Genomic DNA, 25,884 nt, shown 5'->3' with positions numbered 1-25,884 from the left:
CCGCCCGGCGCTACTCGAGGCGTCGCAACAACAGCATCGGCGATACACTCAACACCGGCCGTAGCTGCCAGCGGCCGAACAGGGCAAGAACAACGGCGCTGACGATTGGAATCGGCAACACCACGTGCCAGTGCCACTGGAACGTGCCCTCGAACATCCTGAACTGAAGCGCCCAGACTGCCGCCTCGGCGGCGACCACTCCAAGCACACCTGCGAAACCACCCAGCAACGCAAATTCGAGCATGGTACTGCGAACCAGCAACCTCTGGCGTCCGCCCAGGGTTCGCAGCAGCGCACCTTCCCGCTGTCGATCCTGAAGCGTCGCACTGACGACTGCAGCCATCACCACCAGCGCGGCGGCAAGGATCAACGCCAGAATGGCTTCAATCGCCTGGGTGACCTGACGGACAATCTCCTGGATCCGCTCAATCACATGATCAATTTCCAGAACGGAAACCGTCGGGAACTGCCGGGAAAATTCGTTCAGGGCATCTTTCTTGTCCTTGGGCAGGTAAAAACTGGTAATCCAGGTCGCGGGCATCTCGGTGAGCCCGCCCTCCGGCGGGAACGCCATGTAGAAATTGGGCTTCATGCTGTCCCACTGGACCGTCCGAATACTGGTGACGGCTTCTGTCACCTTTTCCGAGCCAATGGTGAACGTCAGTTCGTCGCCCAGTGACAGTCCCAGCTTTCCGGCCAGCTCCGCTTCCACCGAGACACCTTCCTTCTGGTTTTCACCAAACCAGGCGCCCTCGACTATCTCGTTGTCGTCCGGCAAGGCAGACATCCAGGTCAGGTTCAGTTCACGGTTGAGAGCGTTAACATTCTCATCCTTGCTGACCGTTTCCTTGACCGGCTGACCATTGAGTTCGGTCAAGCGTCCTCGAACCATCGGGTAAAGTTTGTCCAGTGGCTGGCCACGCTCCTGCCAGAACGCATCGACGTCCTCGACCGCTTCCGGTGCAATATTGATCAGGAAATGATTGGGCGCGTCATCCGGCAACTGGGCCTGCCAGTCTGTCAACAAAGAGGTACGCACCAATATCAGCGTGGCCGCCAGCATCAACGTCATCGCAAATACAGCAATCTGGGAAAGACTGGCCCGGCGATGCCGGTACAGCCCCACCAGGGCCAAACGCCAGGCGTTACCACCGCCGCGAACCTTGCGCAGTGTTGCCACCAACAGCCAACCCACCAGGCCAAGTGCCCCGAGCAGCAACGCAAGCCCCCCCAGAAGGGAAACCACCAGGGCAAGTTCGCCCGCATACATCCACACAAGCCCGAAAACCGCCACAATGGCAATTATCATATCCGGCAGGGCCTCGCGCCCGGTTTCACCGGGCTGGCTGCGCAGTACACGCATCGCCGGAACATTGCGAAGCCTGCGAACGGGAGGATAGGCAAACGCAAACAGAGAGACCAGTGCCGTCAGCAAGGCGGGCACCAATGCAGACGGATCGAGCTGAAATTCCACCGGGCGCTCAAGCACCTGGCTCAGCATGTGAATCAGCAACCAGTACAGCGGCATCGCGACCAGCAGTCCGCCCACGATCCCGGTGACACCCCAGAGCGCGAGGCGCTTGAGGTACAGACCGCCAATACCCGCACCGCTGAGCCCCAGCGTTTTCAGAAGTGCCACGGTATCGCGCTGGGAAAGGGCATACTGACGACTCGCCACAGCCACGGCCACGGCGGCAAGCAGGACTGCAAGACTGCCACCCAACAGCAGGAATCGCTCGGCTCGCTCGAGTGAGCGCGAGAAGGTCTCGCCATCCCGGACACCCGCCCATTCATGACTGGGTTCGAGTCTGGGTTCCAACCATTGGTAGTACGATTCCAGCGCAGCTTCATCACCGGCAAACAGGTAGACGTATTCAACCCGGCTGCCCTCCTGGATGACCCCGGTGGCGGCCACATCATCCACATGCATCATCACGCGGGGGGCCAGTGCCGACAGCCGGAAACCGCCGTCCGGCTCCCGGATGAGCAGGCCGGACACGGTAAGATTCAGATTACCAACTTCAAGCGAATCGCCGACTTCGAGATCCAGCAGCCTGAGCAAACGCGGGTTGATCCAGACCTCTCCCGGCCCGGGCCCCTGATTTACCAGCTCCCGGGTACCTGTCGGGTCCCGCTGGATTTCGATATCGCCGCGAAGCGGATATTCATTGCTCACGGCCTTGACTGACACCAGCTGGAAATTCTCGTCACCGAACACCATGGTGGAGAACTCCACCATTCGACCGGTTTTCAGGCCCTGTTCGGCGGCTTCCTGAAGCCAGGCGTCCGGAATCGGGCGGCCATTCTCTGCCTCGAGCTGGCGATCCGCTGCCAGGAACGAGCTGGCTGAAGAAACCAGGGTGCGTTGAAGCTGACTGGCAAACAGGGCAATGGTGGCGACAGTGGCAACGGCGATGATGAGAGCGGCCAGAACGACGCGAACATCCCGTTCCCGCCAGTCCCGGCGAACCGACATAAGTTTTTTTGCAGCTGCCATCAGTGCGCCATCTCCTGCGCTGCTTCCGGTTCGGTCAGAACGCCGGCTTCAATATGGAACTGCCTATTACAGCGAGCCGCCAGGTGTTCATCGTGGGTTACCATCACCAGCGTTGTGCCCTGCTCCCGGTTCAACGCCATCAAGAGATCAGATACTGCCTGACCGGTGCGGTTATCCAGGTTACCCGTCGGCTCGTCAGCGAACAGGATCAGCGGCTCAGACGCAAATGCCCGCGCGATGGCAACCCGCTGCTGCTCACCACCGGAGAGCTGTCTGGGTGTGTGGGTCAGCCGTTCGCCAAGCCCAACCCGTTCCAGTAGCTCACGGGCCCTCTTCTCCGGCGATGCCATGCCGGCAAGTTCCAGCGGCAACATAACGTTCTCGAGCGCGGTTAGCGCCGGCAAAAGCTGGAAAGACTGGAATACAAAGCCAACCCGGTGTGCGCGGAGTTTTGCCCGCTCATCCTCGCTGAGCTTGCTGATCACCGAGCCGTCCAGCTCCACCGTCCCCTCGCTGGGCGTATCAAGACCCGCCAGCAAACCCAACAGAGTGGTTTTACCAGAACCGGAGCGCCCGACAATGGCTACGGATTCTCCCCGATTGATTTCGAGAGTGACCCCTTGCAAGATCGTGAGCGTATCGGTTTCAACACTGACGCGGTGGGTCAGGTTATCTACCCGTAACATTGGGCTCTGGCTATCCGGGTTAACATTGGTCATCTGATTCACGGAATCTCCCGATCCTGGGTCTCGAAAACGGCTTAAAGGTGTATTGGTTGTCTATGCATACGGCATTGGTGTACGTCAGATCAATTCTTTTTCTCGTGTTTGCCGTGCTGGCGCTGCCGGCAGTGGCCAGTCAAAACACGCTGCTCATCGTAGGTGACAGCCTCAGTGCGGCCTATGGAGTGCCCTCCGAAACTGCCTGGGTGCAGTTGCTGAGAAACCGGCTCGAGAGCAAAGGGTTGAGCGACTGGGAAGTGGTCAATGCCAGCATCAGCGGAGAAACCACGGATGGCGGTGCCCGCCGGCTGCCTGATCTCCTTGAGGAGAACGAGCCCGACGTCGTGGTCATTGAATTGGGTGGCAATGATGGCCTTCGCGGCTTCCCACCCAACGTAATCGAATCCAATCTCGCCTCCATGATCGAAAAGGTGCAGACCTCGGGTGCTCGCGCCGTACTGGTGGGCATGCAAATACCGCCCAACTACGGACAGCGCTACACAGAGATGTTTGCCGAAATCTATCCGAAGCTGTCTGACCGATACGACACCGCGTTGGTTCCCTTTTTCCTGGACGGCATCTACAACCAGGCCGGGTTGATGCAGGACGACGGGATTCACCCGACCGAGGAAGCCCAGGGCAAACTGCTGGAGAATGTCTGGCCGGTGCTCAAACCGATCCTGCAATAAAGATGGTTCAGGTCAATCCCTGGAGGAATGCCAGCGCACGGCGCTCTGACCAGTAAAAGCCATCTTTCGAATGCTCGACAAACCCGACGTGGCCGCCCCAACGAGGAGCTTCGAGGCGCACATGAGCGCCCAGCTCCCGCCGGGATTCCGGGAAACAGCGCGCCGAGAGAAACGGATCGTCGGCGGCGTTCACCATCAGCGCCGGCACGCGGATATCTCGCATGCGCCCCAATGCTGAACACTGGGCCCAGTAATCCCGGGCATTGCGGAAACCGTGCAGAGGCGCGGTGTAGCGGTCATCAAACTCGTGAAAGCTGCGAATGGCATCAAACCCTGAAATATCAATCAGGTCGGGAAACCTCTCCGCCTTCTCCTCCATTTTCACCTTCAGATCCCGGAGAAAGCGCTGCATGTAGATCTTCCTGCTCGGCAATGCCAGCATATCTGCGCTACCGGCCAGGTCGCAGGGAACCGAATAGGCAACGGCTCCGCAGATCCGGCTATCAACACGCTCGCCCTGTTCGCCCAGATATAGCAGCGTCAGATTGCCCCCCATGCTGAACCCGGAAAGAAACAGGGTGTCGTACGCACCTGACAAACCGTGATTGACCACCAGGCCGAGATCCTCGGTGGCGCCGCTGTGATAGAACCTCGGTTGCCGATTCATAACCCCGCCGCAAGAGCGGAAGTTCCAGGCAAGAACATCCCAGCCTTCCCGAAGCAGGGCGCGAGTTAAACCGAGCACGTAGGGCCGCCTGCTGTGACCTTCCAGACCGTGAGACACGATGGCCAGGCGATCGCTACCCTGCCGGTACCAGTCCAGGTGCAGTTCGTCGTCATCCGGTGTGGCGATCACTTCCGGCTCCGGTTCTACCATCGGGACTTTGCGAAACAGTGTGGGCCAGACAGACTGAACGTGACCGTTGCGCAACCACGGCGGGGGCCGGTAGTGAAGAGTCCTGCTTTCGTACAATTTTTAGCCTTTCATATCAGGGGGTTGACCCCGTAAACCAAAGCGCTTAATATGCGCGCCACTTGATGCTGTTCCCCGATAGCTCAGTTGGTAGAGCAACGGACTGTTAATCCGTTTGTCGCTGGTTCGAGCCCAGCTCGGGGAGCCACTTATTCCGAAATGCCGCTGATTCTTCTGAAGCAGCGGCATTTTTCGTTTACGGCCTCAGAAAATCTGCTCGCGCTGCATGAATTCGGTCAGCACGCGGAACAACGTGAACCCATCCTCGGTGCCAATCAGCTCCCGAATGGAATGCATACCGAACTGGGGCACGCCAATATCCAGCGTGGTTACACCCAGGTTCCCCGCCGTCAGGGGCCCAATGGTGCTGCCACAGCCCATATCGCTCCGAACCACAAAGGTCTGGTGAGGCAACCCCAGCTCGTCACTGATGTGCCGGTAAACTGCTGCCGATCGACTGTTGGTGGCGTACCGCTGGTTATGGTTGACCTTGATCACCGGCCCCTGATTGAGAATCGGGCCATGATTCTCATCATGTTTATCCATGTAATTCGGATGAATGCCATGGGCATTGTCCGCCGACACCATCATTGAGTTGGCAATAGCACGAGCCTTGCCAGCGCCGACCCAGCGGTCCAGAACCGCTGTCAGGAACGGCCCTTGTGCACCTTCGGCAGACATACTGCCAACTTCCTCGTGATCGTTGCAGACCAGCAACGCGGCTTCGTCGCCGGAGGTTTTCAGCAGCGACTGGAGACCAATGTAACAACTCAGAAGGTTGTCCAGGCGAGCCGAGGCGATGAAATCATCACGCAATCCGACAAACGAGGCTTCACGGGCATCGTAGAAACTGAGCTCGTAACCCAGGACCTTGCGGACAGTGAGCCCGGTCTCGGACTTGACCTGCTGGGACAATAGATCCACGAAGCTGGTGGTATCGCTCTCAGGAACCTGCATCAGAACCGGTGGCAGATCGGTCTGTGGGTTAACCGTGCGATTGCTGTTGGCCTCTCGATCAAGATGGATTGCCAGGCTCGGAATGAATGCCACAGGCTTACGGAAATCCACCAGGGTGTCCCGTACCTTGCCGTCTTCATCCAGCACCGTCACCCGACCGGCCAGGGAAAGATCCCGGTCAAACCAGGGATTCAGCAGCACACCACCGTAAACTTCGACACCCAACTGAAAGAAGCCCTTGCGGCGGAGCTCAGGGTTCGGCTTGACCTTCAGGCAGGGGCTGTCGGTATGAGCACCCACCATGCGGATTCCCGAGGTGGTGACATCTTTGCTGCCAGTTCGGAAGGCGACAATTGAGGAGCCGTTGCGGACAACGTAATAGCCCTGGTTGCTCACCAGCGACCAGTCTTCCCGCTCATCCAGCTCCTGAAACCCGGCCACACTCAGCCGTTGTTTCATGGTGTCGACCGCATGCCAGGGTGTGGGGGAAGTGTTCAGAAACTTCAATAAATCTTTGTTAAATTCAGCGTGTTCCATGATGTCCCTGATTAAAAGATAATTGCGCCAACAGTATGGCATGAAGCCGTAAAGCCTCATACTGCGTCAACGGACATTCCCTATAACCGGGTCACAAATCAACCATCACCGGGAGCCCAACGTGCCAGCACCGAGATTTCTCGACATTGAATACTGCCAGACCGACGATGCGCTGTTTCCCACCGCCATGGCCTGGTCGCTGGAAGACGGCCGAATGAAAACCGTGGTTATCGCCCCTTCCGACGACTGGCTCCCGGAAGATGGTGACCTGGGTGATGTCGACCTTCTCTACCTTGAAGAACAGGGCGTGCCCCTGATCGAGCTGGCCCGGGAACTGCACCAGGATCTGCCCGACCAGACCGTCTTCGTGGACGGCCTCGATCCAGACGAGATTCTGGTAGACCTCATTTTCACGGCCGTGGCACAGGAGGCCCCGTTCGAAATCGCACCCATCAGTGAGCTGATCACAGGCCTGGACAGCGAAACCCTGGAAGACCGCCGCCGCCAGCTCCTGTTCGAGGAAAGCCTGGAACCCCAGTTGCCTGAAAATGGCGTTTACGCACTGCTGCTGATGGCGCGGGAAGAGGGCCTGTTCGACGAGGATTGAGAAACAGCAGGAATTGACAGGGGGAAGTGTGACACGGGTCGACGTAACAAACGGTTACACGAGGCAGAATCAGCCCGTATTCGCCCATGTCAGGAAGCCCGATAACAATGAACAAGGTTGTGCGAACGCCCCTCGTCTGTCCGCTTGTCCCTGCCCTGCTCCTCGCATCCCAGGCCGCCCTGGCCCAGGAAACGCCAAGGGCCGACAAACACTACATCGGGCTGCTGGCAACCACCTACAACCACCGCACCATCGGTGAAAACACCAAGGAAACCGCCTGGGGCACAGGCGGAACACTGGTGGTGGGTGGCCACATAACCGATCTGTTTCACGCCGAGCTGCGGGCCGGTGGCGGCTTCAAAGACGCCGAGGTACCGGACAGTGACCTGACGCTGAGCGTTGACTACTACGCCAGCTGGTACATGGGCCTGCACTACCCGATCACCGACTATGCAAACCTCTACGGCCAGTTCGGCTTTTCCTATATCCACGGCGAAGGCGAGATCAGCGATCCCGCAAATGATCGCAACAACCCCTACCTGGATCTCGAAGGCGAGTTCCCGGACAGCGGCTTCTCCATCAGCTGGATTGCAGGGCTTGATTTCGAAGTGATGGACGATACGTTTCTGGTCTTCGAAGGCGGAAAGCTTTTCGAAGACACGGGAACGGATGTGAACACCTTCCAGTTTTCCGGCGGACTGCGCTACGAGTTCTGAATGGCCGGCCGGATCTCGTGTTGCCGATCCGACCCGCTACCAGATCGCCATTAAGCCTTGTGGCGAATATGCCAGCACCGGTGAATCCGGGCGTTGCGTTGAAAATCCTTGTCCAGGGTATCCCGCGTCACTTCAGCAACCTCGAACTCGCTTTCCAGTGTCTCGTCCAGCTTGAAGCGTCGGAAATTGTTGGAAAAGATCAGCAACCCGTCGGAACTCAACCTTGCCATGGCCTGCCTGACCAGCGTGGGATGATCCTTCTGGATATCCAGAACGCCGGCCATACGGGCAGAGTTGGAAAAGGTCGGCGGATCCATGAAGATCAGGTCAAACCGTTGGTCCGCCGTTTTCCGGTCTGCCAGCCAGGCCAGGCAGTCTGCCTGCTCTACCCGATGCTTCTTGGGGTCGGCTCCGTTCAGTGCAAGGTTCTCCTCAGCCCAGCCGACATACGTCTTTGACATATCCAGACTGAGCGAGCGGCTGGCGCCTCCAACAACAGCGTGAACAGTGGCCGCGCCGGTATAACAGAACAGGTTCAGGAATCGCTGGTTTGCCGAGTGCTGCTGAATCCAGTGCCGCACCGGTCGATGATCCAGAAACAGACCCGTGTCCAGATAATCCTTGAGGTTCACCTTCAACACGCAGCCGTGTTCGTGAACCCTGAAAAACTCGCCACTGACTGCCTGCTTCTCGTACTGATTGGTGCCGGTTTGCCGCTGGCGCTGCTTGCACACCATATCCTCCGGCTCCACTCTCAGTGCTTCGGGAATGACTGCAAGGGCCTCCGCCAGGCGTTCTCGAGCAGCACGCTCATCCACCGATTTCGGGGCCGCATACTCCTGCACGTGCACCCGCCCCTCATAGATATCGATCGCCAACGCAAACTCCGGCATATCGGCATCGTAGAGGCGGTAGCAACCAATGCCCTGCTTTCTTGCCCACTGCCCAATGGTCTTCACGTTCTTCTTGAGGCGATTGCGCAACATGGCCGCGCGTTCCTCATTGGCAATCCGAGGGGTGACCTCACCGGGAATATCCGGGGTCCTCGGTGTCATGGCGCTCACTTCATTTATCTCGAACAGCAGCAACTGGGCGGGCAGCTTGCCGTTGAAAAGCCGGTATTGCTTGTAACTTCTCAATCCGATGGACTTGCCGAATTCCGGGGCTCCGGTAAATACACCGAGGCGCCAGCCTGGAACGCAGCGTTTAACCGCGTCGCCCAGTGCCTGGTACAAGCCGCCCAACTCCCTGCGCTCACTCAACCGCTCACCGTACGGGGGATTGGTGAGGACCAGCCCCCGATCAGACCAGTCGCCTTCCAGTTCCAGGGCATCGACTGCGCGAGCCTCAACGTGCACAACATTCTCCAGACCTGCCCTCTGGATGTTTTTCCAGGCGGTCCCGATGACCCGGCTATCCTGGTCAAAGCCCGCCATTCTCGGGATCCGCCCTTGCTTGCCCTCGTGGGCGCGACGCTCCGCCTCCTGGCGCAGCGATAACCAGAGCTCCGGCTGATGGCCCGGCCACTTCTCGAAACCGAACCGTTCCTGCTTGCGGCCGGGCGCCATATCCAGCGCCATCATGGCAGCTTCAACCACAAGGGTGCCTGAACCGCACATCGGGTCCACGAAATCGCCGCCGGCGGCGGCAATCTCCGGCCAGCCCGCTCGCATCAGCAATGCCGCGGCCAGGTTTTCCTTCAGGGGTGCCAGGCCCTGATCCGTACGATAGCCGCGCATGTGCAGACTGTGCCCGCTCAGATCAATGCCCAGGGACAAGCGGCCACGATTGAGTCGCGCGGAGACAATGACATCCGGGTTCTTGGCATCCACTGAAGGCCGCGGTCCGCCATTGGCCTGAAACCGGTCCACAATGCCGTCCTTGACCCTTTGAGCGCCATATTGCGTATTGCGGATGGCCTCGTTCTGACCGAGGAACGTAACGCGGAAACTGCCATGCACAGGAATGTGCTGCTGCCAGTCCATGTGAACAACGCCATCATAGAGCTGATCGCCGCTGTTGGCGTCCACTTCATCAATGTGAAGGATCACCCGGTTGGCGAGACGCGACCATAGACAGGCGCGATAACCACCCTCCAGAGAACCCTCCACCCAGACCCCGGCCGGGGCATTGCGTACGGTATCCAGACCAAAGGTGCTGAGCTCGTCCGCCAGTAGGTATTCCACCCCCTTCGGGCAGGTTACGAAAAATACAGATTTGGACAAGTTCAACTCCTGGTTCCTGGACGGCTTGAGGTAAGTTTCCGGAATAAAGGCTATTCCGAAAATCGCAGTAAAATTTTTAGTTCATATAACTATAAAAAAAGCGTCACATAGATGAAATAATTAGTGTACATCGGCTAAAGGTTCGACTTACCTTGTAAGTGACGCGTCGTTCCGGAAGGGTGCAAACCTTCCGTTAACAGGATCCTGACTGCTCTGGCTTGAGCTGACAATAGTGGGTTATCCCGGAGCGGATAACACTGGTCGCAGCCACTGCAGATGTGTACACGCTTGTTCTGTTAATCCATCAGTGAGGAACGGCATGAAAAGACAGAAAAGAGACATGTACGCTCGTGCATTCAAGCGGGGTTATCTCGCTGGCGTGTCCGGAAAATCCAAAGACAGCTGCCCGATTGAACAGGCGGAAGTTCGCCAGGAATGGCTGAACGGGTGGCGAGAAGGCCGCACAGATCAATGGGAGGGCATGACCGGCGTATCCGGCATCCATAAACTGGCTAACGTTACGACAGCGTGACGCCTCAACTAACCCCGATTCTTAATCTGATCTTTTTACATACAATTTGACGCAGTACTCAGAGCAACCCAAACGGGGCCTCCCGCCCCGTACCATGCGATGAAGCGCCACGGGGTTCATTCCCCGCTCGGGCCCGCTAAGCGGGCCCACCTTCGTTATGGGGCGCGGTAAAGCACTTGACCTGCCGGATAGCCTCAACAGCCTCTTTAATAAGTTCAGGCCCCCGGTAAATAAAACCGGTGTAGATCTGGACCAGCTTGGCACCGGCCCGGACTTTCTCGGCCGCACTTTCACCGTCCATAATGCCGCCGACACCAATAATCGGTAGTGATTCCCCCAGTTCCGCGTAAAGCCCCCGGATAACCCTGAGAGAAGGCTCCCGCACCGGTGCACCGCTGAGGCCACCAGCCTCGTCGGCATGGGTATGACCTGCCACGGCATCCCGACTGATCGTTGTATTGGTGGCAATCACGCCATCAAGACCCGTCTCACGCAGGGCGGATGCCACGAAGCGGATACCGTCATCGTCCATGTCCGGGGCGATCTTCACAGCCACAGGCACGTACCGACCATGCTCCGTCTCACACTGGAACTGTTCGTCCTTGATGGCCTCCAGGAGGCCTTTCAGAGAGTCTCCAAACTGCAAATCCCGAAGACCGGGCGTGTTGGGCGAGGACACATTCACCGTAATGTAATCGGCCCGACTGTAAACCGCCGATATCCCCTTCCGGTAATCGGATTCGGACTGGTCGTTGGGCGTGTCCTTGTTCTTGCCAACATTGATTCCAAGCACGCCCTTGTAGCGGCGCTGATCCACACGGGCCAGCAAGTGGTCCAGCCCCTGGTTGTTGAAACCCATCCGGTTAATGATGGCCTGATGCTCCGGCAGTCTAAACATCCGTGGTTTGGGGTTGCCGGGCTGCGCCAGAGGCGTCACGGTACCGACTTCAATAAACCCGAAGCCCAGGGCGCCAAGCGCATCGAGGTGATCGGCGTTCTTATCCAGACCTGCGGCAAGCCCGACGGGGTTCGGAAAATCCAGCCCCATAACATTCACTGGCAATGAATCTATCTTTGGTGAAAAAGCGCTCAAAACGCCTAATCGGTGCGCAAGATCGAGACCATTCAATGCAACATTGTGAGCTTGCTCCGCTGGAAGACGGAAAAGCAGATTGCGGATAACGCCGTACATCTGAAAAAACTCCCCTGATCCAAGTGGGCGGAGTATACCGGAAGTTTTCCACAGCATCCCGGGATAGAACCAAATCAGCTGTAAATGACTGTATCATGGCACTCTCATGACCTTTTCCACGGAATCTGTGGATAAACCTGTTGAAAATCGCGGGGCAACGGTTGCCATCCCTTGATAACTGCGCCAATCTACAAATTGATTATTTTTTGACCAGTTATTTTTATGTTTATTTTCAATAGGTTATATATTTTTCTCATGGCTGTCGACAAATACTAAACAAAATGTTACCCAGTCATCGTTCTGCAATGATGTGCATAAATCACTTGAAATCCCCTCTTTTAGCCACCCCTGCCAAAGCCCGTGAGAATAACGTTATACTGGCACCTGTCTTCTGATCTGGAGTGCATCAATGCAAGAGCCGATTTCACCCGCCCAACAGCACCGGGAAAACCTCGCGGGCGAAATGAAGGCGGCCTCGCGCGTGACCATTATCGGAATGATTCTCGATGCCGTACTCGGGGTCATAAAAGTCATTGGTGGTGCTCTTTTTAACTCCCAGGCCCTGCTGGTGGATGGCATTCACTCCTTTACGGATGTTGCCTCTGATCTGGTTGTTCTTGGCGTCATGAAGGTATCCCGCCAGGAGCCGGATGACGACCATCCTTACGGCCATCAGCGAATCGAAACCTTCGGCACTCTGGTTCTGGGCAGCATCCTGATTGCCGTTGGCGCCGCCCTGGCCTGGGAAAATACCCTACGCCTGATAGAGGGTGGCGTGGATACTGTGCCTGGCTGGCCGGTTCTGGTGGCAGCTGCAGCGTCTGTTGCGGGCAAGGAATGGATTTTCCGATACACACGCCACGTCGGCCTGAAGATCCGCTCGGATCTGATTATCGCCAACGCCTGGCACAGCCGAACTGATGCGTTCTCCTCAGTCGTGGTTCTGGTGTCCACGGCCGGCGCCATGCTTGGCATGGTCTGGCTTGATGTGTTCGCGGCGGTGGTGATCGCAGGCATCATTATCCACATTGGCTGGAAGTTTACCTGGGACAGCGTCAAGGAACTCGTGGATACCGGCCTCTCCCAGGAGGACACGGAGATGCTCAAGAGTATCGCCCGGGACACGGACGGAGTGCGCAACGTGCATGAGCTTCGCAGCCGTCGTATGGGGCACGACATTCTGCTGGATATTCACCTGGTGGTTCGTCCGGAAATCAGCGTATCGGAAGGGCATCAGATCGGCATGCAGGTTGTCTCGGGAATGCGGGATGCCCTGGACAACATCCGGGACATCAACTTCCACATCGACGCCGAAAACGACGAAGATCAGCCGCTGACCTCCGAGCGCCTGCCCTCCCGTGAAGACATCCGGGCCATCCTGGCCCGACACCTGGGAGAGTTGCCGCAACACAGCCGGCTCCGGCTGCACTATCTGAAAAACAAGGTGCATCTGGAGCTGTTCCTGGACAGCCCCGAGGGTGAAACCGTCTTCTCATCCTCAAACATCAGGGAAGAGCTCGGTGATTACCCCTGGTTCGGGAGTGTCCGGGTATGGGTGGCCGGCCCCTGAAAGCCGCCGGCCATAGAACCTAGCGACGCCTGTTCTCTTCCATCCTTGAAAGAAACTCCCGCATGATCAGAGTGTAGAGCTCGCCCCCCAGGAAGCGGTCTTCCACGCCCGCATCAATGCTCGGGTTGTCGTTGACTTCGATGACGGCAACCCGGTTGCCTGACTGTTTGATATCCACACCGTACAGCCCGTTGCCGATCAGTCTGGTGGCATTCAGGGCCGCCTGAATGACATTCCTTGGCACCTCATACGTGGGCATGGTCTCAAAGCCACCGCTCTCACTCTCGGATTCGCTGTGCTGATAGATCTGCCAGTGGCCTTTCACCATCATGTACTTGCAGGCGTAGATGGCCCGCCCACCGAGCACACCAATACGCCAGTCGTAATCGGTGTAAAGGTATTCCTGAGCCAGCACCAGGGCGGACTGCTTGAACAGGTCTCTCAGCCCGGCACGGAGGGTCTTCTCGTCTTCGGCCTTGGTTACGCCGCGGGAAAACGCACCATCCGGGATCTTGATAACTACCGGAAAACCCAGCTCACTGATGACCTGCTCGACAGCGTTCTTCTGATCTTTCGACAGGATGAGTGTCTTGGGCGTGAGAACCTTGTTGTTCTTCAGGAGATCTGCAAGGAACACCTTGTTGGTGCACTTGAGGATCGACACCGGATCATCAATGACCACCATGCCCTCAGCGGCCGCCTTGCGGGCAAACCGGTAGGTGTGATGATCAATGGCAGTGGTCTCACGAATGAACAACCCATCGTATTCCGGCAGGCGCATATAATCCCGCCGGGTAATCTGCTCAACGTTGATACCCAGCTTGCGACCGGCTTTCTCGAAACGCTTCAGGGCAACCTTGTCACTCGGCGGCATCTCCTCATCGGGATTGACCAGCACCGCCAGATCATAGCGGTAACGGCGTCGGGTCCGTGGCTTACGCCAGACCATGCTGCTGAAACGATCCAGGGCCGCCGCGAACACGTCCTGCTCCTGCTCACCCAGATCCGCCGGAGCCGCCGGCTTCATGGACTCGATTTGCCACTGCTTGCGGCGCTTGAAAACAATTTCAAGAATCGGACAAGGGAACCGCTCGAACAGCGCCCGGGCGACCGGCTTCAGATCCGGGTGCTCGGCCTGGCCAAAGTAGGTCCGAATGCGCACTTCATGGGTGGCCGCGCGCTCATCACTGGCAGGGTCAATAGCGGAACCCGCCGCTTCGAGCCAGTTGATGACGCTTTCATCAAGCTCTTCCAGCTCAAGTGAAAACAGTCCTTTGCGGCCGAGATCATTGAGCGTCATCACCGAGGGTACGACATGGTGACCACGGGCCTCTGCCAGGAGTGAACAATAATACCCCTTGCTCAGGTAACGGGCGCTCTGACACAGGTTGATGACCCTCACCCGGCTGGCGGGCGGAGCTGAGAACTGGAGGTACTGATCAAACGTCAGCACGTCCTCACTGGGGTAATAAGGCGCCCAGTCTTTGGCGCGGTCCACTACGATAAGCAATCGGGACATTGAAGGCATTCCTCCCTGAAAGGTCTTGCCTGTGGTAATTGAGGCCACAATACGCCGGTCACAATCGCTGCACAATCGGCGCATAATGCGTGCTTTTACGCATCCTTGTGGTCTTTGCGTTACCCTGACTCTCACACATAATAGCGGAGTACGGGAAGCCCACCAGCATGCCCTCCTCGCGTTTTTCAAGGCCGTCTCTCAATGCCTGATTTCCAGCTCCGACAAGCCTCCAGCAAGGACCTCGACGCCCTGGTCTTGCTCGAAAACCGGTGCTTCACCGAAGACCGCCTCTCTCGGCGGAGTTTTCGTCGCTTTCTGGAAATGCCCAGAGACCGCTTGATTGTGGCCGAGGCCGATGGCGAGCTGGTGGGCTACTGCCTGGTTCTGATGAGCGCTGCCACCCGGCTCGCCCGGATCTACTCCATTGCGGTGTCGCCAGCTGTGCGTGGCCAGGGCGTGGGCGAGAAACTGGTACGGGAAGCAGAATCGGAGGCGGTGGAGGCTGGCCGTATTATCATGCGCCTGGAAGTCCGCGAGGATAACAGAGGCGCCATCAACCTCTACAAGCGCCTGGGCTATCGCCAGTTCGGCACCTACCGGGACTATTACGAAGACCACGGAGACGCCCTTCGCTTCGAGCGAAGGATTCTGTTCTACGAGCCTTCAAGAGAATTTCCGGCCGTTCCCTACTATCCGCAGACCACGGATTTCTCCTGCGGGCCGGCGGCGCTAATCATGGCGATGGCAGCTCTGGATGAACAGCAACCACTCACAACCCTGGAAGAACTCAGGCTTTGGCGAGAAGCGACCACCATATTTATGCTCGCCGGCCACGGCGGCTGCGGCCCTCATGGACTGGCGCTCGCAGCGTGGAATCGGGGTTTTGAAGCCAGCGCCTGGATCAGCATGGAAGGAGCCCTTTTCAAGGACACCGTCAGAAGCGAGGACAAGAAGCGGGTACTGGAGCTGGTACACGAGGGCTTTTTACACGACATCGGCAAGACAGGCATTCAGCTACACCATGACCCGCTGACCCTCGAAGCGATGGAAGAAGCCCTTCACGAAGGCAGAATTCCGGTCATCCTGATCAGCACCTGGCAACTGAATCGCAGCCGCGTGCCCCATTGGGTCACCGTCTGCGCGATTGACGACCAGTTCGTGTACCTGCACGACCCGGAAATCGATGCTGAACTCGGCGAAACCGTGGCCGACAAGCAGTACCTGCCGGTCGACCGCCGGGTGTTCAGCCAGATTTCACGGTACGGCAGGAACCAGCCATTGCAGGCTGCGATCATCGTAGGGCCCAAGCGACCGGCCTGATCAGCCGGTCCGCAGTGCCGCCTCTTTCAGCTCGGCGATATCATCACGCAGGCGCGCAGCCGTCTCGAAATCCAGTTCGGAAGCGGCCTTGTACATTTCATCCTCAAGCCGGGACACCTCCTTGAGGACCTCCTCCGGCGATCGATTGCCAGCCTTGGCCCGATACTGTTCCGCCTCTTCGGCTGCTTTCTGCCCCGGGCGCTCGGCCTTGCGACGGCCACGGCCGCCGCCTCCGGCACCTTCCATGATGTCGGCAATCTTCTTGTTCAGGCCCTGCGGGGTAATGCCCTGTTCCAGGTTGTGAGCTTCCTGCTTGGCCCGGCGACGCTCTGTCTCATCAATAGCCCGCTGCATGGAGCCTGTAATCCGGTCACCGTAGAGAATGGCCTTGCCGTGGACATTCCGCGCCGCACGACCCATGGTCTGGATCAGTGAGCGCTCGGAGCGCAGGAAACCTTCCTTGTCAGCATCCAAGATGGCCACCAGCGAAACCTCGGGCATGTCCAGACCTTCCCGCAGCAGGTTGATGCCCACCAGCACATCGAATTCCCCCCGCCGGAGGTCCCGGATGATCTCCACGCGCTCGACGGTGTCGATGTCCGAGTGCAGATAGCGAACCTTGATGTCGTGTTCCATCAGGAAGTCGGTGAGATCCTCGGCCATACGCTTGGTCAGCGTGGTCACCAGAACCCGTTCCTTCACCTTCACCCGCGTGTGGATTTCCGAGAGCAGATCGTCCACCTGGGTAGACGCGGGACGCACCTCGATTTCCGGGTCCAGCAGGCCGGTGGGGCGCACCACCTGTTCCACCACCTGACCCGCATGCTCGGCCTCATATGTGGACGGGGTTGCGGATACGAAGATCATCTGGGGCGCAATTCGCTCCCACTCTTCAAACTTCATGGGTCGGTTATCCAGCGCCGATGGGAGGCGGAAACCGTACTCAACAAGGGTTTCCTTCCGGGACCGGTCGCCCTTGTACATGGCGCCGATCTGGGGAATGGTCACGTGGGATTCATCCACCACCAGCAAGGCATTGGGCGGCAGGTAATCAAACAGTGTCGGCGGAGCCTCACCTGGGCGGCGACCCGAGAGATAGCGCGAGTAGTTCTCGATGCCGTTGCAATAGCCCAGTTCCAGCATCATTTCGATGTCGTACCGGGTGCGCTCTTCCAGGCGTTGTGCTTCCACCAGGCGGTTGTTGTCCCGCAGCTGCTGCAGCCGCTCATCCAGCTCAACCTTGATATGCTCGACCGCATCCAACACCGTCTGCCGGGGCGTCACATAATGCGATTTCGGGTAGATGGTGACCCGTGGCACTCGGCGCAGGACCTCACCGGTCAACGGGTCGAAATAGCTGAGATTCTCAACCTCGTCATCGAAGAGCTCGATGCGGATAGCTTCCTTCTCGGATTCCGCCGGGAATACATCGATCACATCGCCCCGAACCCGGTAATTGGCCCGGTGGAACTCGATATCGTTCCTGGTGTACTGAAGTTCGGCCAGGCGCCGGAGGATGTATCGCTGATCGATCTGATCGCCCCGGTCCAGATGCAGCATCATCTTCAGGTAAGACTGGGGGTCACCGAGGCCGTAGATAGACGACACCGTCGCCACAATAATGGCATCCGGTCTTTCCAGCAATGCCTTGGTAGCAGACAGACGCATCTGCTCAATGTGCTCGTTGATAGAGGCGTCTTTCTCGATAAACGTGTCCGACGAGGGCACGTAAGCTTCTGGCTGATAGTAGTCGTAGTAGGAAACGAAATACTCAACCGCATTGTCGGGAAAGAACTCCTTGAACTCACCATAGAGCTGGGCGGCCAGGGTCTTGTTATGGGCCATGATGATGGTGGGCCGCTGGACCTGCTGGATGACATTGGCGATGGTGAAGGTTTTACCGGAGCCGGTTACCCCCAGCAACGTCTGGTGTGCCAGACCGGATTGGATACCATCCACCAGCCCCTCGATTGCCTTGGGCTGATCGCCCGCTGGCTGGAACGGTGAATCAACCTGGAACACACCCTCTCTGGCGGAAACGTTTGCCTGATTACTGGCCATAACTGGCGGAAACCTCCGGTAAAACCGACGCAGGGGCGAAACAGCCCCTGCCATTCGAGAAATTTAGCGATACACTGGCTTCATGATACCATCAGTTCGATCGACGGCTGGGCGTAAATCAGCCAGCAGCTCTGGCACCCCGCGGTCGCAGCCCTATCAGACGCAGCTTTAAGGAGCGCAAGTTTGGACCTTCAACTTTCCAGCCGAGTACAGGCTATCAAGCCCTCTCCCACCCTCGCAGTCACCAACAAGGCCGCGGAACTCCGCGCAGCAGGCCAGGATATTATCGGCCTGGGTGCCGGCGAGCCGGACTTCGACACACCTGATCACATCAAACAGGCAGCCATTGAAGCCATCAATAACGGCCAGACAAAATACACTGCCGTGGATGGTACGCCAGCCCTGAAAAAAGCGATTATTGCGAAGTTCAAACGGGACAACGGCCTGGATTACGAAGCCAACCAGATACTGGTAAGCAGTGGTGGCAAACAGAGCTTTTTCAACCTCGCACTTGCCACACTGAACCCGGGTGACGAAGCCATCATCCCTGCTCCGTACTGGGTTTCCTACCCGGATATGGTGCTGGTGGCTGAAGGCAAACCCGTGATTATCGAAACCGGTGCTGAAACCCGCTTCAAGATCACTCCGGAGCAGCTGGAAAACGCGATTACCGAGCGTACCCGCCTGTTCGTGATCAATAGCCCCTCGAACCCGAGCGGCATGGCCTACACCCTCGAAGAGCTGCAGGCCATCGGCGAGGTGCTGAAGAAGCACCCGAACATCATGATCGCCACCGACGATATGTATGAGCCGATCCTCTGGACCGGCAAAGCGTTCTGCAACATCCTGAACGCCACGCCTGAGTTGTATGACCGCACCTTCGTCCTGAATGGCGTATCCAAGGCCTACTCCATGACTGGCTGGCGTATCGGCTACGCCGCGGGCCCGGCGAAAATCATCGGTGCAATGAAGAAGATCCAGTCCCAGAGCACCTCCAACCCGGCCTCCATCTCCCAGGCAGCGGCACAGGCTGCGCTGGATGGCGATCAGGGCTGCGTGGGCGAGATGGTCAAGGCCTTCAAGGAACGCCACGACTGGCTGGTAGAAGCACTGAACAAGCTGCCAGGCGTTGAATGCCTGAACGGCGACGGTACCTTCTATGTGTTCCCCAGCTTCCAGGGCGCCATCGATGCGGATTCCAGCGTCAGCACCGACGTTGAATTCGCCGAGAAACTGCTGACCGACGCCGGCGTGGCACTGGTCCCGGGTTCCGCCTTCGGTTGCCCTGGCCACATGCGCCTGAGCTTTGCGACCAGCATGGAAAACCTGGAAAAGGCTGTCGAACGCCTTCAGAAAGCGCTTGGCTAAAAAGTTCTGGCCAGGGGTTGACGGGGCGGTATTGCCAACTTAATATACGCGCCTCGTCACACGACGACGTTCCCCGATAGCTCAGTTGGTAGAGCAACGGACTGTTAATCCGTTTGTCGCTGGTTCGAGCCCAGCTCGGGGAGCCACTATTCTGAAAGCCCGCTAATTCTCTGAGTTAGCGGGTTTTTTATTGCCTTCTCTTTTGCATTACGTTTTTTGACCACATCTTGAGTGGTGGTGCGTGCTCCTGCCCTAGCCTGCTGCATTCGGGGCTGGCGGTGTGGGGTCGCCCTCCCAAAAAACGCTACGAGCACGTCCATGTGCGCTTGACTGTGGCCATCCATGGCCACAGACATTTTTGGGAGGGCAACCCCACACCACCGATCCAGACCCAACGATATACTCCCGACTTATTCGCTGAGTTTCCGAAAGGCACCTAAGGATATGCGGCTAGAATTTGCACCTAAATGTAGGTCGGATTGGCACAGCATAATCCGTATATGGTCTCCTCCCCGTTTGCAAGGTCTCAGCACTCAATGTCAGGGACAGGTTTGCGCCCGTATATCCGGCCTGTTTGATGAGGCGGCTTTGTCGCCTCTGGCCTTGATGGAAGATCCGCGCCTGCCGTCCTTATCGACCTAACGGCCTCTGGGGCCCTTGGATTAGTCAGGTTTTCGGCAGGCCGGTCTGACCTGTTATGCCATCGATTGCTGTGACCCTCGCAACCTGCGGGAAGGGTAACCGCTTTACTTTCCGACGTCGCGTCGGTGATTTAGCTCAGTCAATCCCTGACTTATTCATACCGCCAGCCGTTGCTCCGATGGCTGGTAGTGCTCGCCTCGGGCGATAATCACCCAGGCAATGCGAACCAACTTGTTGGCCAATGCGACGGTTGCCTTGTTGAACCCTCGCTCTGCCTTGAGTCGCTGGATCCATCGGCTGAGGCGGTCCATTTTCCCGTCCGCACGGGCAACCACCGCTCTCGCCCCGTGAACCAGTTGGGCGCGTACGTACGGGTCGCCTCGCTTGCTGATTCCCAGTAAGACGTCTTTGCCCCCGGTGCTGTTCTGACGGGGGATCAGGCCCAGCGCTGCGCCAGCGTCTCGGCCTCGCCGGAATTGGCGGCCATCACCCATCCAGCCCTTCAGCAGACTGGCGACGACTTCACCAACGCCCGGTATCGCTTGCAGGCGCCGACAGGTCTCATCCTGTCTCGATCTCTGCTTTACTTGTTGGTCGTACCAGGCCAGTTCCTGCTCTACTTCCAGAAAACGCTGATACTGGCGGTGCAACAACTGCCGGGCCCGCTCGCTCAACCCGTTGTCAGCGTCTTCCAGTGCCAGTGGCAGCTCCCGGCGCAGCGCCGCTATTCCCTGGGGCATGATCACACCGTACTCGGCCAGCAATCCTCGAAGCTGATTGCTGATTCGTACCCGATCCTTGCTCACGCCCTGGCGCAGCTTGTGCAGCATCTGATCATCCTGCTGCTCGACCTCTTTGATCGGCACCGGGCGAATTCGCCCATGTTCACTGGCCTCCGCAATGGCCTGAGCATCGTTGTAATCGTTTTTCTGACCTCGAAGATAGCCCTTCACATGTTGAGGCGGTAACAACTCAACCTGATGCCCTAACGCTCGTATCTGGCGAGCCCAATAGTGCGAGCTCCCACACGCCTCAAGAGCGACTGTGCAAGGCTCCAAACGCACCAGCTGCTCCAGCAACTGCTTGCGGCGCACTTTGCGCTTCCACCCGCTGTGACCTTTAGGGCCCAGCCCAAAAAGGACAAACGTGTTCTTTGCGAGATCAATGCCAACCGTTGTAACCTTACTCATGGTCTCCTCCCACTCGTTTCTGATAGGAAAATTCTCCTTCCCTATCCTGGCGCATTGCGACGCCGATTAGGAGGGGAGGAGACCATCTCATCGACCTAAGCCTGCATCTGTCTTTCGGGAAAATGCGGTCAACTGGAAGGTCTAAACGGGACAGCTGGCAGGGCATTCCAAAACTGTAGAGGGCCATGGACGGCCCGAAACAAGCGCACACGGACGTGCTTGTAGCGTGTTTTGGAAAGCCCTGCCAGCTGTCCCTGCCACCATTACTCAAAGGCTAGGGGTCTGCGCGGCAGAAGTATTTTGAGCAAGTGACCCCGCCGCGTCGAATCACAGTTCGGCCCGAGAACGTATCCACAATATCCAGCCGAATAGAGTCTCGATTCTCTCTATTCAGTCAGTCAAGACGGTTATCAGCGAATGCGTTATCGTAGTCCGATCACTCAGTACGCCCAAGGATCCCTCGGACCCTCTATTTCAGCCTCATCAGTGAACTCATCCGCCTGAGATTAAGCGACAGACAGACCAGATCCCATTCACCCTGCACGGCGTGAAGGCCCCGCAGACTGAACTGTCGGAAGCCCAGAACATGCTTGATCCAGCCGTTGACCGCCTCAACCAGATGCTTGCGCTGAGCGTAAACCGATCGCCCGGTTGCCGTGGCCAGCTTCCCGGCCATCCGGGCGCTGGCCGGATAACGGCTCGCGTCTATCTCTGAACTCTTCTTGCCCTCCCGGCGCAGCGAGACATAGCCGTCGATGCTTTTGTCTTCCAGGGTCTGTAGATCTTCTTCTTTACGGTAACCCGCGTCAGCCAGACACTGATCCGGATAGGTTTCCAGAGTGTCTTTTGCCTGATCCAGCAGTGGTATCAGACAGCCATTGTCACTGGGATTATTGCCCAGGTGGTTGGCGACAATCAGCTGGAATTCACCATCCACGGCCAACTGGCCGTTGTAGCATTGCTGGAACCCGTCCGCCGTTTTCATAATCCGGCTTTGCGGATCGGTAAAATTGCTCTGATCCTTGTCATCCGGAACCCCATAATCCCGCTTGAAGTTCGGGCCCCCGCGAGGTGAGCGCCGATCATCGTCCGGGGACCGACCCCGGGCCTTGTCCCGCTCTTTCTGGTCTGCTTCCAATTTCTCTTTGGCGGCACGAATCTTGTCCAGCCGCGCCTGCCGGTACTGAAGCTCTTCAGGCAGTTCATCACCCCGGTTATCCGGGCCGAACTGTCGGTCTTCCGACTGGTCTGTCTGACGCGCCTGACGACAAAGTGCATCGATCTCTTTCGATAAACGATCGTCTTCCTCGCCCATGCGGCCATAGCTCATGGCCTTGTGCTTGCTGGCATTAGCCCGAACCTTGGTGCCATCAATCGCCAGTGTTCCCAGCGTGATCAGCTCCGCTTCCCGGGCAATCCGGACCACCTGAATAAACACGGCCTTGAAGGCAACCAAATGGTGTTTGCGGAAATCACAGATCGTGCGATGCCTGGGGAAGTTGCCTGCCGCCAGAACCCGGAAGGCCACGTCTTCTTCCAGCTTCCGGGCGATCTTGCGTGAAGAGAAAACGCCGGTGGCGTAGGCGTAGATCAGAACCTTCAGCATCATTCGTGGATCGAAGGGCGAGTTGCGTCGGCCGTTGCCTTCGTAGCGGGCATAAAACGCGCTTAAATCCAGCTCCTCGACGACATCACTGACAAAATAGGCCAGATGCCCCTCAGGCAGCCACTCGTTCAGGCTCGGGGGAAGAAGCAGTTCCTGGCCAGGCGAATACGGGCGGAAAGTGGTTCCCATCAGTCATCCTGTTGCTGAAGAATTTTGATCTATTGTGCCAGAATGTAGCTTCTGCCGCGCAGACTCCTAGGTCAGGATTCGAGGGCCGGATAGGGCTAGAGTCCAATCACTTCGGAGTGAATAGCCTCCAAGGAAGCCAGCGGGTCAGACGCCTGAATAATCGGACGGCCGATCACGAGGTAATCGGAACCGGCTTTGAGGGCATCTGTGGGCGTCATGATGCGCTGCTGGTCGCCTTTATCGGCCGTCAGGGGGCGGATACCCGGTGTGATCAGTTTGAAGTCGGCGCCCTGCTCGACTTTAAGCTTCGGTGCCTCCTGGGCGGAGCAGACGACGCCGTCGAGGCCGCAATTTTTGGTGAGGGTTGCCAGTCGGGACACCTGTGCTTCCGGGGAATCGGTGATGCCGATGCCGACGAGGTCGTCGGCGTTCATACTGGTGAGGACCGTGACGGCGATCAACAGCGGGCGATCCGCGCCAAAGCTTTCCAGACGTTCCCGACAGGCGGTCATCATTTTCTCGCCACCAGAGGCATGCACATTGACCATCCATACACCGAGATCGGCGGCAGCTGCAACGGCAGCTGAGGTGGTGTTCGGGATGTCATGGAATTTCAGATCCAGGAATACGTCGAATCCACGCTTCTGAAGCCCTTCAACCAATTGCGGGCCGGAACGGGTGAACAGTTCCTTACCCACTTTCAGGCGGCATTTGCTCGGGTCCAGTTTGTCGACCAGCTCAAGGGCAGGATTCTGGGAGGGAAAATCGAGGGCGACGATGATCTTGGGATCGTTAGCGGTTTGCACGTTCACTTGTCCTGCGGAAATTCGGTAAAGGTTTATTCGGCTTCAACACCCTGGATCGGGCGCACGGTTTCCCATTGCTTGCAGCTTGGGCAAAGCCAGTGCAGCTGACGGCCAGAGAAACCACAGCTGACACAACGGTAGACGGGACGATTGGCGAGAATCAGGTGGCCAATACGGCTCACCAGCCTGCCCTCATCAGTGGTCATGCCCTTCTCATAGCCGGCCATTTCCACCAGCCTGAGCAAGCCACGGACACTCGGGCGGGTTTCCAGTTCCTGCCTGAGCAAGTCGATGGCAGCCGGTCGCCCCGAGGCACGCTCGACGGACTCCACCAGAGCCAGCAACAAACTGGTGCTCGGGTAGTTTTCGTAAAGCTTGCGCAGTTTTTTCGCCAACCGGCCAATGTCGCCGTGCTCATGCTCAAGTTTCATGAGCCGGTCGATGGCTTCCGGCCCAAACTCCGGGTTCTGTTCGAATACTTTCAGGCACTGGCTGCCTGCCTCGCGATAGCTGCCCTGCCGAACCAGCAGCTTCATCATAATAAGATTGGCCCGTACGCAAGAGCGATCGTACTCAAGCGCCTCCTTGGCCAGTTTCTGGGCAACCCAGCGGTCGTCCTGTTTCAGGGACTCTTCCGACAGCTCGCATGTCAGGTAGGCCAGCACTTTGAACATTGCCGGGTCGGCGTCTCCACGTGTCAGCGTCCGGGCAACTTCGGCAGCCTTCGCCCATTCCTTTTCCTGTTGGTAGAGGTCGATGAGCTGCTGGGAGGAGTGCCGACCATAATCCTTGTCGCCCATCAATTGGTGCAACAATGCCTCGGCGCGGTCAAGCAGCCCCGCGTTCAGGTAATCGCGGGCAAGCTCGAGAGTCACCTGCGGGGAGAATCTCGGGGGTAATTCGGGCCTGGCCAGAAGGTTCTGGTGGATCAGTATGGCGCGATCGGTTTCGCCCTTGTTACGGAAATGGCTGCCAATGGAGAGGTGGAGACTGACAGTATCCTTGTTGACCGCAAGGGACTGGACGAAATTCTCAACCGCCTGGTCGGAGTAGTTCGTGAACAGGAACTGGAGACGGTCCTTCACCGATTCCTCATCGGAAATCGTTTTGCCGGATCGCCTGTCACCGCTTCCCAGCCGGCCCACAAGCCAGCCAACGGCGACTGCAACTGTTAGCAGCAGCCACTGTAATACGATATCCATTAAAGAGTCCGGTCGTTCTGGGCCCTGGATTTCTCCAATGCCTGCTCGGCGCGATCAAGTCGTTTCTGAAGGGTTCGCCGGGACACCGAGTTGCGAACGGTGGCCAGCATGGTCATCAGCACGCCAACAAGGGCACCGACAACAAATGCCATGATAATCCAGACGGCAACACCATGGGGCTGGGTTTCAAACAACAGAAAGTTGAGGGAGACTGCCATTTGATTGTTGAGCGAGAATACCAGTGCCAGCAGAACCAGGACCAAAACCAACAGAATAATGAGGATCTTCTGCAATCCTGCCATAGCGATAGCACTCCCAAAGGGCATTGATGCCCGAATTATACGCGTTCCCTGAGCAGCTGTTAAAAGCCTTTCTTCAAGCTGTCGTTGACCTGCTCTCTCAATTCCTTGCCGGGTTTGAAGTGCGGCACATATTTGGCTGGCAACTGAACAGCCTCACCGGTTTTCGGATTGCGCCCGGTACGCGCGGCCCGGTGATGAAGGGAAAAACTGCCAAATCCCCGGATTTCTATTCTCTGACCATCGGCAAGCGACTGGGACATGTGCTCGATGATGGTTTTTACAGCCAGTTCGACATCTTTAACGGAGAGCTGAGTTTGCTTGGAAGCAATCAGCTCGACCAGTTCGGACTTCGTCATGAGGCGTTTCCCTCTTTCATTTTTATTTGGCCGTCGGTTACCGGATTCCCATGACTACCTAGTTTAGCCAAACCAGAAAAAAACACAAAAAAAACGGGCTCTTAGA

21 protein-coding genes and 2 tRNA genes are annotated in these 25,884 nt (G+C 57.6%); 9 read left to right on the top strand and 14 right to left on the bottom strand.

The genetic code is table 11. From position 1 onward, the window contains the following. Positions 1-10: 10 nt before the first annotated feature. Positions 11-2,497, bottom strand: a complete 2,487-nt coding sequence (locus tag ACGK9W_RS04485) for an ABC transporter permease (RefSeq protein ID WP_405419251.1) — start codon at positions 2,495-2,497, stop codon at positions 11-13. Further along, positions 2,497-3,216: an ABC transporter ATP-binding protein gene (locus ACGK9W_RS04480; protein WP_041645164.1), complete on the bottom strand. Its 720-nt coding sequence runs from the start codon at positions 3,214-3,216 to the stop codon at positions 2,497-2,499. The genes ACGK9W_RS04485 and ACGK9W_RS04480 overlap by 1 nt, the downstream gene beginning before the upstream one ends. 62 nt (positions 3,217-3,278) lie before the next feature. Here ACGK9W_RS04480 and ACGK9W_RS04475 point away from each other — a divergent pair, with 62 nt between their 5' ends. Further along, positions 3,279-3,908, top strand: coding sequence for an arylesterase (locus ACGK9W_RS04475; protein WP_008172029.1), 630 nt, complete (start codon positions 3,279-3,281; stop codon positions 3,906-3,908). 7 nt (positions 3,909-3,915) lie between these two features. Here the strand turns inward: ACGK9W_RS04475 and ACGK9W_RS04470 are convergent, their stop codons facing one another. Then, positions 3,916-4,785 carry a YheT family hydrolase gene (locus ACGK9W_RS04470; protein WP_227507749.1) on the bottom strand — a complete coding sequence of 290 codons (870 nt, stop codon included), beginning with the start codon at positions 4,783-4,785 and terminating at the stop codon, positions 3,916-3,918. Positions 4,786-4,953: 168 nt separating this feature from the next. On the opposite strand from ACGK9W_RS04470, the gene ACGK9W_RS04465 reads away from it, so the two are divergent. After that, a tRNA-Asn gene (locus ACGK9W_RS04465) sits at positions 4,954-5,029 on the top strand. A 56-nt stretch (positions 5,030-5,085) separates the two neighbouring features. On the opposite strand, the gene ACGK9W_RS04460 is transcribed toward ACGK9W_RS04465, so the two are convergent. Continuing rightward, a complete protein-coding gene (locus ACGK9W_RS04460) occupies positions 5,086-6,375 on the bottom strand; it encodes a M18 family aminopeptidase (protein ID WP_219119869.1) in 1,290 nt (429 codons plus the stop codon). A gap of 121 nt (positions 6,376-6,496) precedes the next feature. On the opposite strand from ACGK9W_RS04460, the gene ACGK9W_RS04455 reads away from it, so the two are divergent. Next, positions 6,497-6,982: a hypothetical protein gene (locus ACGK9W_RS04455; protein ID WP_014576806.1), complete on the top strand. Its 486-nt coding sequence runs from the start codon at positions 6,497-6,499 to the stop codon at positions 6,980-6,982. A gap of 107 nt (positions 6,983-7,089) precedes the next feature. Then, entirely contained in the window at positions 7,090-7,698 is a 609-nt protein-coding gene (locus tag ACGK9W_RS04450; protein WP_014576805.1) for an outer membrane beta-barrel protein, read from the top strand. Between the two features lie 50 nt (positions 7,699-7,748). Here ACGK9W_RS04450 and rlmKL read toward each other — a convergent pair whose 3' ends face one another. Next, on the bottom strand, positions 7,749-9,923 hold the full coding sequence (gene rlmKL, locus ACGK9W_RS04445; protein ID WP_053114959.1) for a bifunctional 23S rRNA (guanine(2069)-N(7))-methyltransferase RlmK/23S rRNA (guanine(2445)-N(2))-methyltransferase RlmL: 2,175 nt from the start codon (positions 9,921-9,923) through the stop codon (positions 7,749-7,751). Between the two features lie 319 nt (positions 9,924-10,242). On the opposite strand from rlmKL, the gene rmf reads away from it, so the two are divergent. Next, positions 10,243-10,455 carry a ribosome modulation factor gene (gene rmf, locus ACGK9W_RS04440; protein WP_008172042.1) on the top strand — a complete coding sequence of 71 codons (213 nt, stop codon included), beginning with the start codon at positions 10,243-10,245 and terminating at the stop codon, positions 10,453-10,455. A 136-nt stretch (positions 10,456-10,591) separates the two neighbouring features. Here rmf and ACGK9W_RS04435 read toward each other — a convergent pair whose 3' ends face one another. Then, the gene (locus tag ACGK9W_RS04435; protein WP_405419245.1) at positions 10,592-11,647 is read right to left on the bottom strand and encodes a quinone-dependent dihydroorotate dehydrogenase; all 1,056 of its coding nucleotides are present in this window, start codon (positions 11,645-11,647) and stop codon (positions 10,592-10,594) included. A gap of 409 nt (positions 11,648-12,056) precedes the next feature. On the opposite strand from ACGK9W_RS04435, the gene ACGK9W_RS04430 reads away from it, so the two are divergent. Beyond that, on the top strand, positions 12,057-13,217 hold the full coding sequence (locus ACGK9W_RS04430; protein WP_008172046.1) for a cation diffusion facilitator family transporter: 1,161 nt from the start codon (positions 12,057-12,059) through the stop codon (positions 13,215-13,217). Positions 13,218-13,236: 19 nt separating this feature from the next. Here ACGK9W_RS04430 and ACGK9W_RS04425 read toward each other — a convergent pair whose 3' ends face one another. Beyond that, entirely contained in the window at positions 13,237-14,736 is a 1,500-nt protein-coding gene (locus ACGK9W_RS04425; protein WP_405419241.1) for a RimK family protein, read from the bottom strand. A gap of 201 nt (positions 14,737-14,937) precedes the next feature. Here ACGK9W_RS04425 and rimI point away from each other — a divergent pair, with 201 nt between their 5' ends. After that, positions 14,938-16,056 (top strand): ribosomal protein S18-alanine N-acetyltransferase, encoded by a 1,119-nt coding sequence (rimI, locus tag ACGK9W_RS04420; RefSeq protein WP_008172052.1) that lies wholly within the window; start codon positions 14,938-14,940, stop codon positions 16,054-16,056. Here rimI and uvrB read toward each other — a convergent pair whose 3' ends face one another. Further along, entirely contained in the window at positions 16,057-18,117 is a 2,061-nt protein-coding gene (gene uvrB / locus ACGK9W_RS04415) for an excinuclease ABC subunit UvrB (protein ID WP_053114954.1), read from the bottom strand. It lies immediately after the preceding gene. Between the two features lie 183 nt (positions 18,118-18,300). On the opposite strand from uvrB, the gene ACGK9W_RS04410 reads away from it, so the two are divergent. Beyond that, positions 18,301-19,485: a pyridoxal phosphate-dependent aminotransferase gene (locus ACGK9W_RS04410; RefSeq protein WP_008172055.1), complete on the top strand. Its 1,185-nt coding sequence runs from the start codon at positions 18,301-18,303 to the stop codon at positions 19,483-19,485. Positions 19,486-19,555: 70 nt separating this feature from the next. Next, positions 19,556-19,631: transfer RNA gene (locus ACGK9W_RS04405), tRNA-Asn, on the top strand. 651 nt (positions 19,632-20,282) lie between these two features. On the opposite strand, the gene ACGK9W_RS04400 is transcribed toward ACGK9W_RS04405, so the two are convergent. The 6 genes from ACGK9W_RS04400 to ACGK9W_RS04375 all read right to left on the bottom strand — a co-directional run bounded on the left by ACGK9W_RS04400 (position 20,283) and on the right by ACGK9W_RS04375 (position 25,778). Next, positions 20,283-21,317 carry an IS110 family transposase gene (locus tag ACGK9W_RS04400; protein ID WP_008172057.1) on the bottom strand — a complete coding sequence of 345 codons (1,035 nt, stop codon included), beginning with the start codon at positions 21,315-21,317 and terminating at the stop codon, positions 20,283-20,285. A 469-nt stretch (positions 21,318-21,786) separates the two neighbouring features. After that, entirely contained in the window at positions 21,787-23,112 is a 1,326-nt protein-coding gene (locus tag ACGK9W_RS04395; protein ID WP_053112091.1) for an IS1182 family transposase, read from the bottom strand. Positions 23,113-23,207: 95 nt separating this feature from the next. After that, positions 23,208-23,918, bottom strand: coding sequence for an orotidine-5'-phosphate decarboxylase (gene pyrF / locus ACGK9W_RS04390; protein ID WP_405419235.1), 711 nt, complete (start codon positions 23,916-23,918; stop codon positions 23,208-23,210). Between the two features lie 32 nt (positions 23,919-23,950). Then, on the bottom strand, positions 23,951-25,120 hold the full coding sequence (lapB, locus tag ACGK9W_RS04385) for a lipopolysaccharide assembly protein LapB (RefSeq protein WP_288365754.1): 1,170 nt from the start codon (positions 25,118-25,120) through the stop codon (positions 23,951-23,953). Beyond that, on the bottom strand, positions 25,120-25,422 hold the full coding sequence (locus ACGK9W_RS04380) for a LapA family protein (protein WP_008172060.1): 303 nt from the start codon (positions 25,420-25,422) through the stop codon (positions 25,120-25,122). The genes lapB and ACGK9W_RS04380 overlap by 1 nt, the downstream gene beginning before the upstream one ends. Before the next feature lie 59 nt (positions 25,423-25,481). Then, positions 25,482-25,778, bottom strand: a complete 297-nt coding sequence (locus tag ACGK9W_RS04375) for an integration host factor subunit beta (protein ID WP_008172061.1) — start codon at positions 25,776-25,778, stop codon at positions 25,482-25,484. Between the last annotated feature and the right edge of the window lie 106 nt (positions 25,779-25,884).

The sequence above is a fragment of the Marinobacter flavimaris genome, from assembly GCF_045057155.1.
GTDB classification, from domain to species: domain Bacteria; phylum Pseudomonadota; class Gammaproteobacteria; order Pseudomonadales; family Oleiphilaceae; genus Marinobacter; species Marinobacter manganoxydans.
This window is presented reverse-complemented; position numbering and strand designations above follow the sequence as displayed.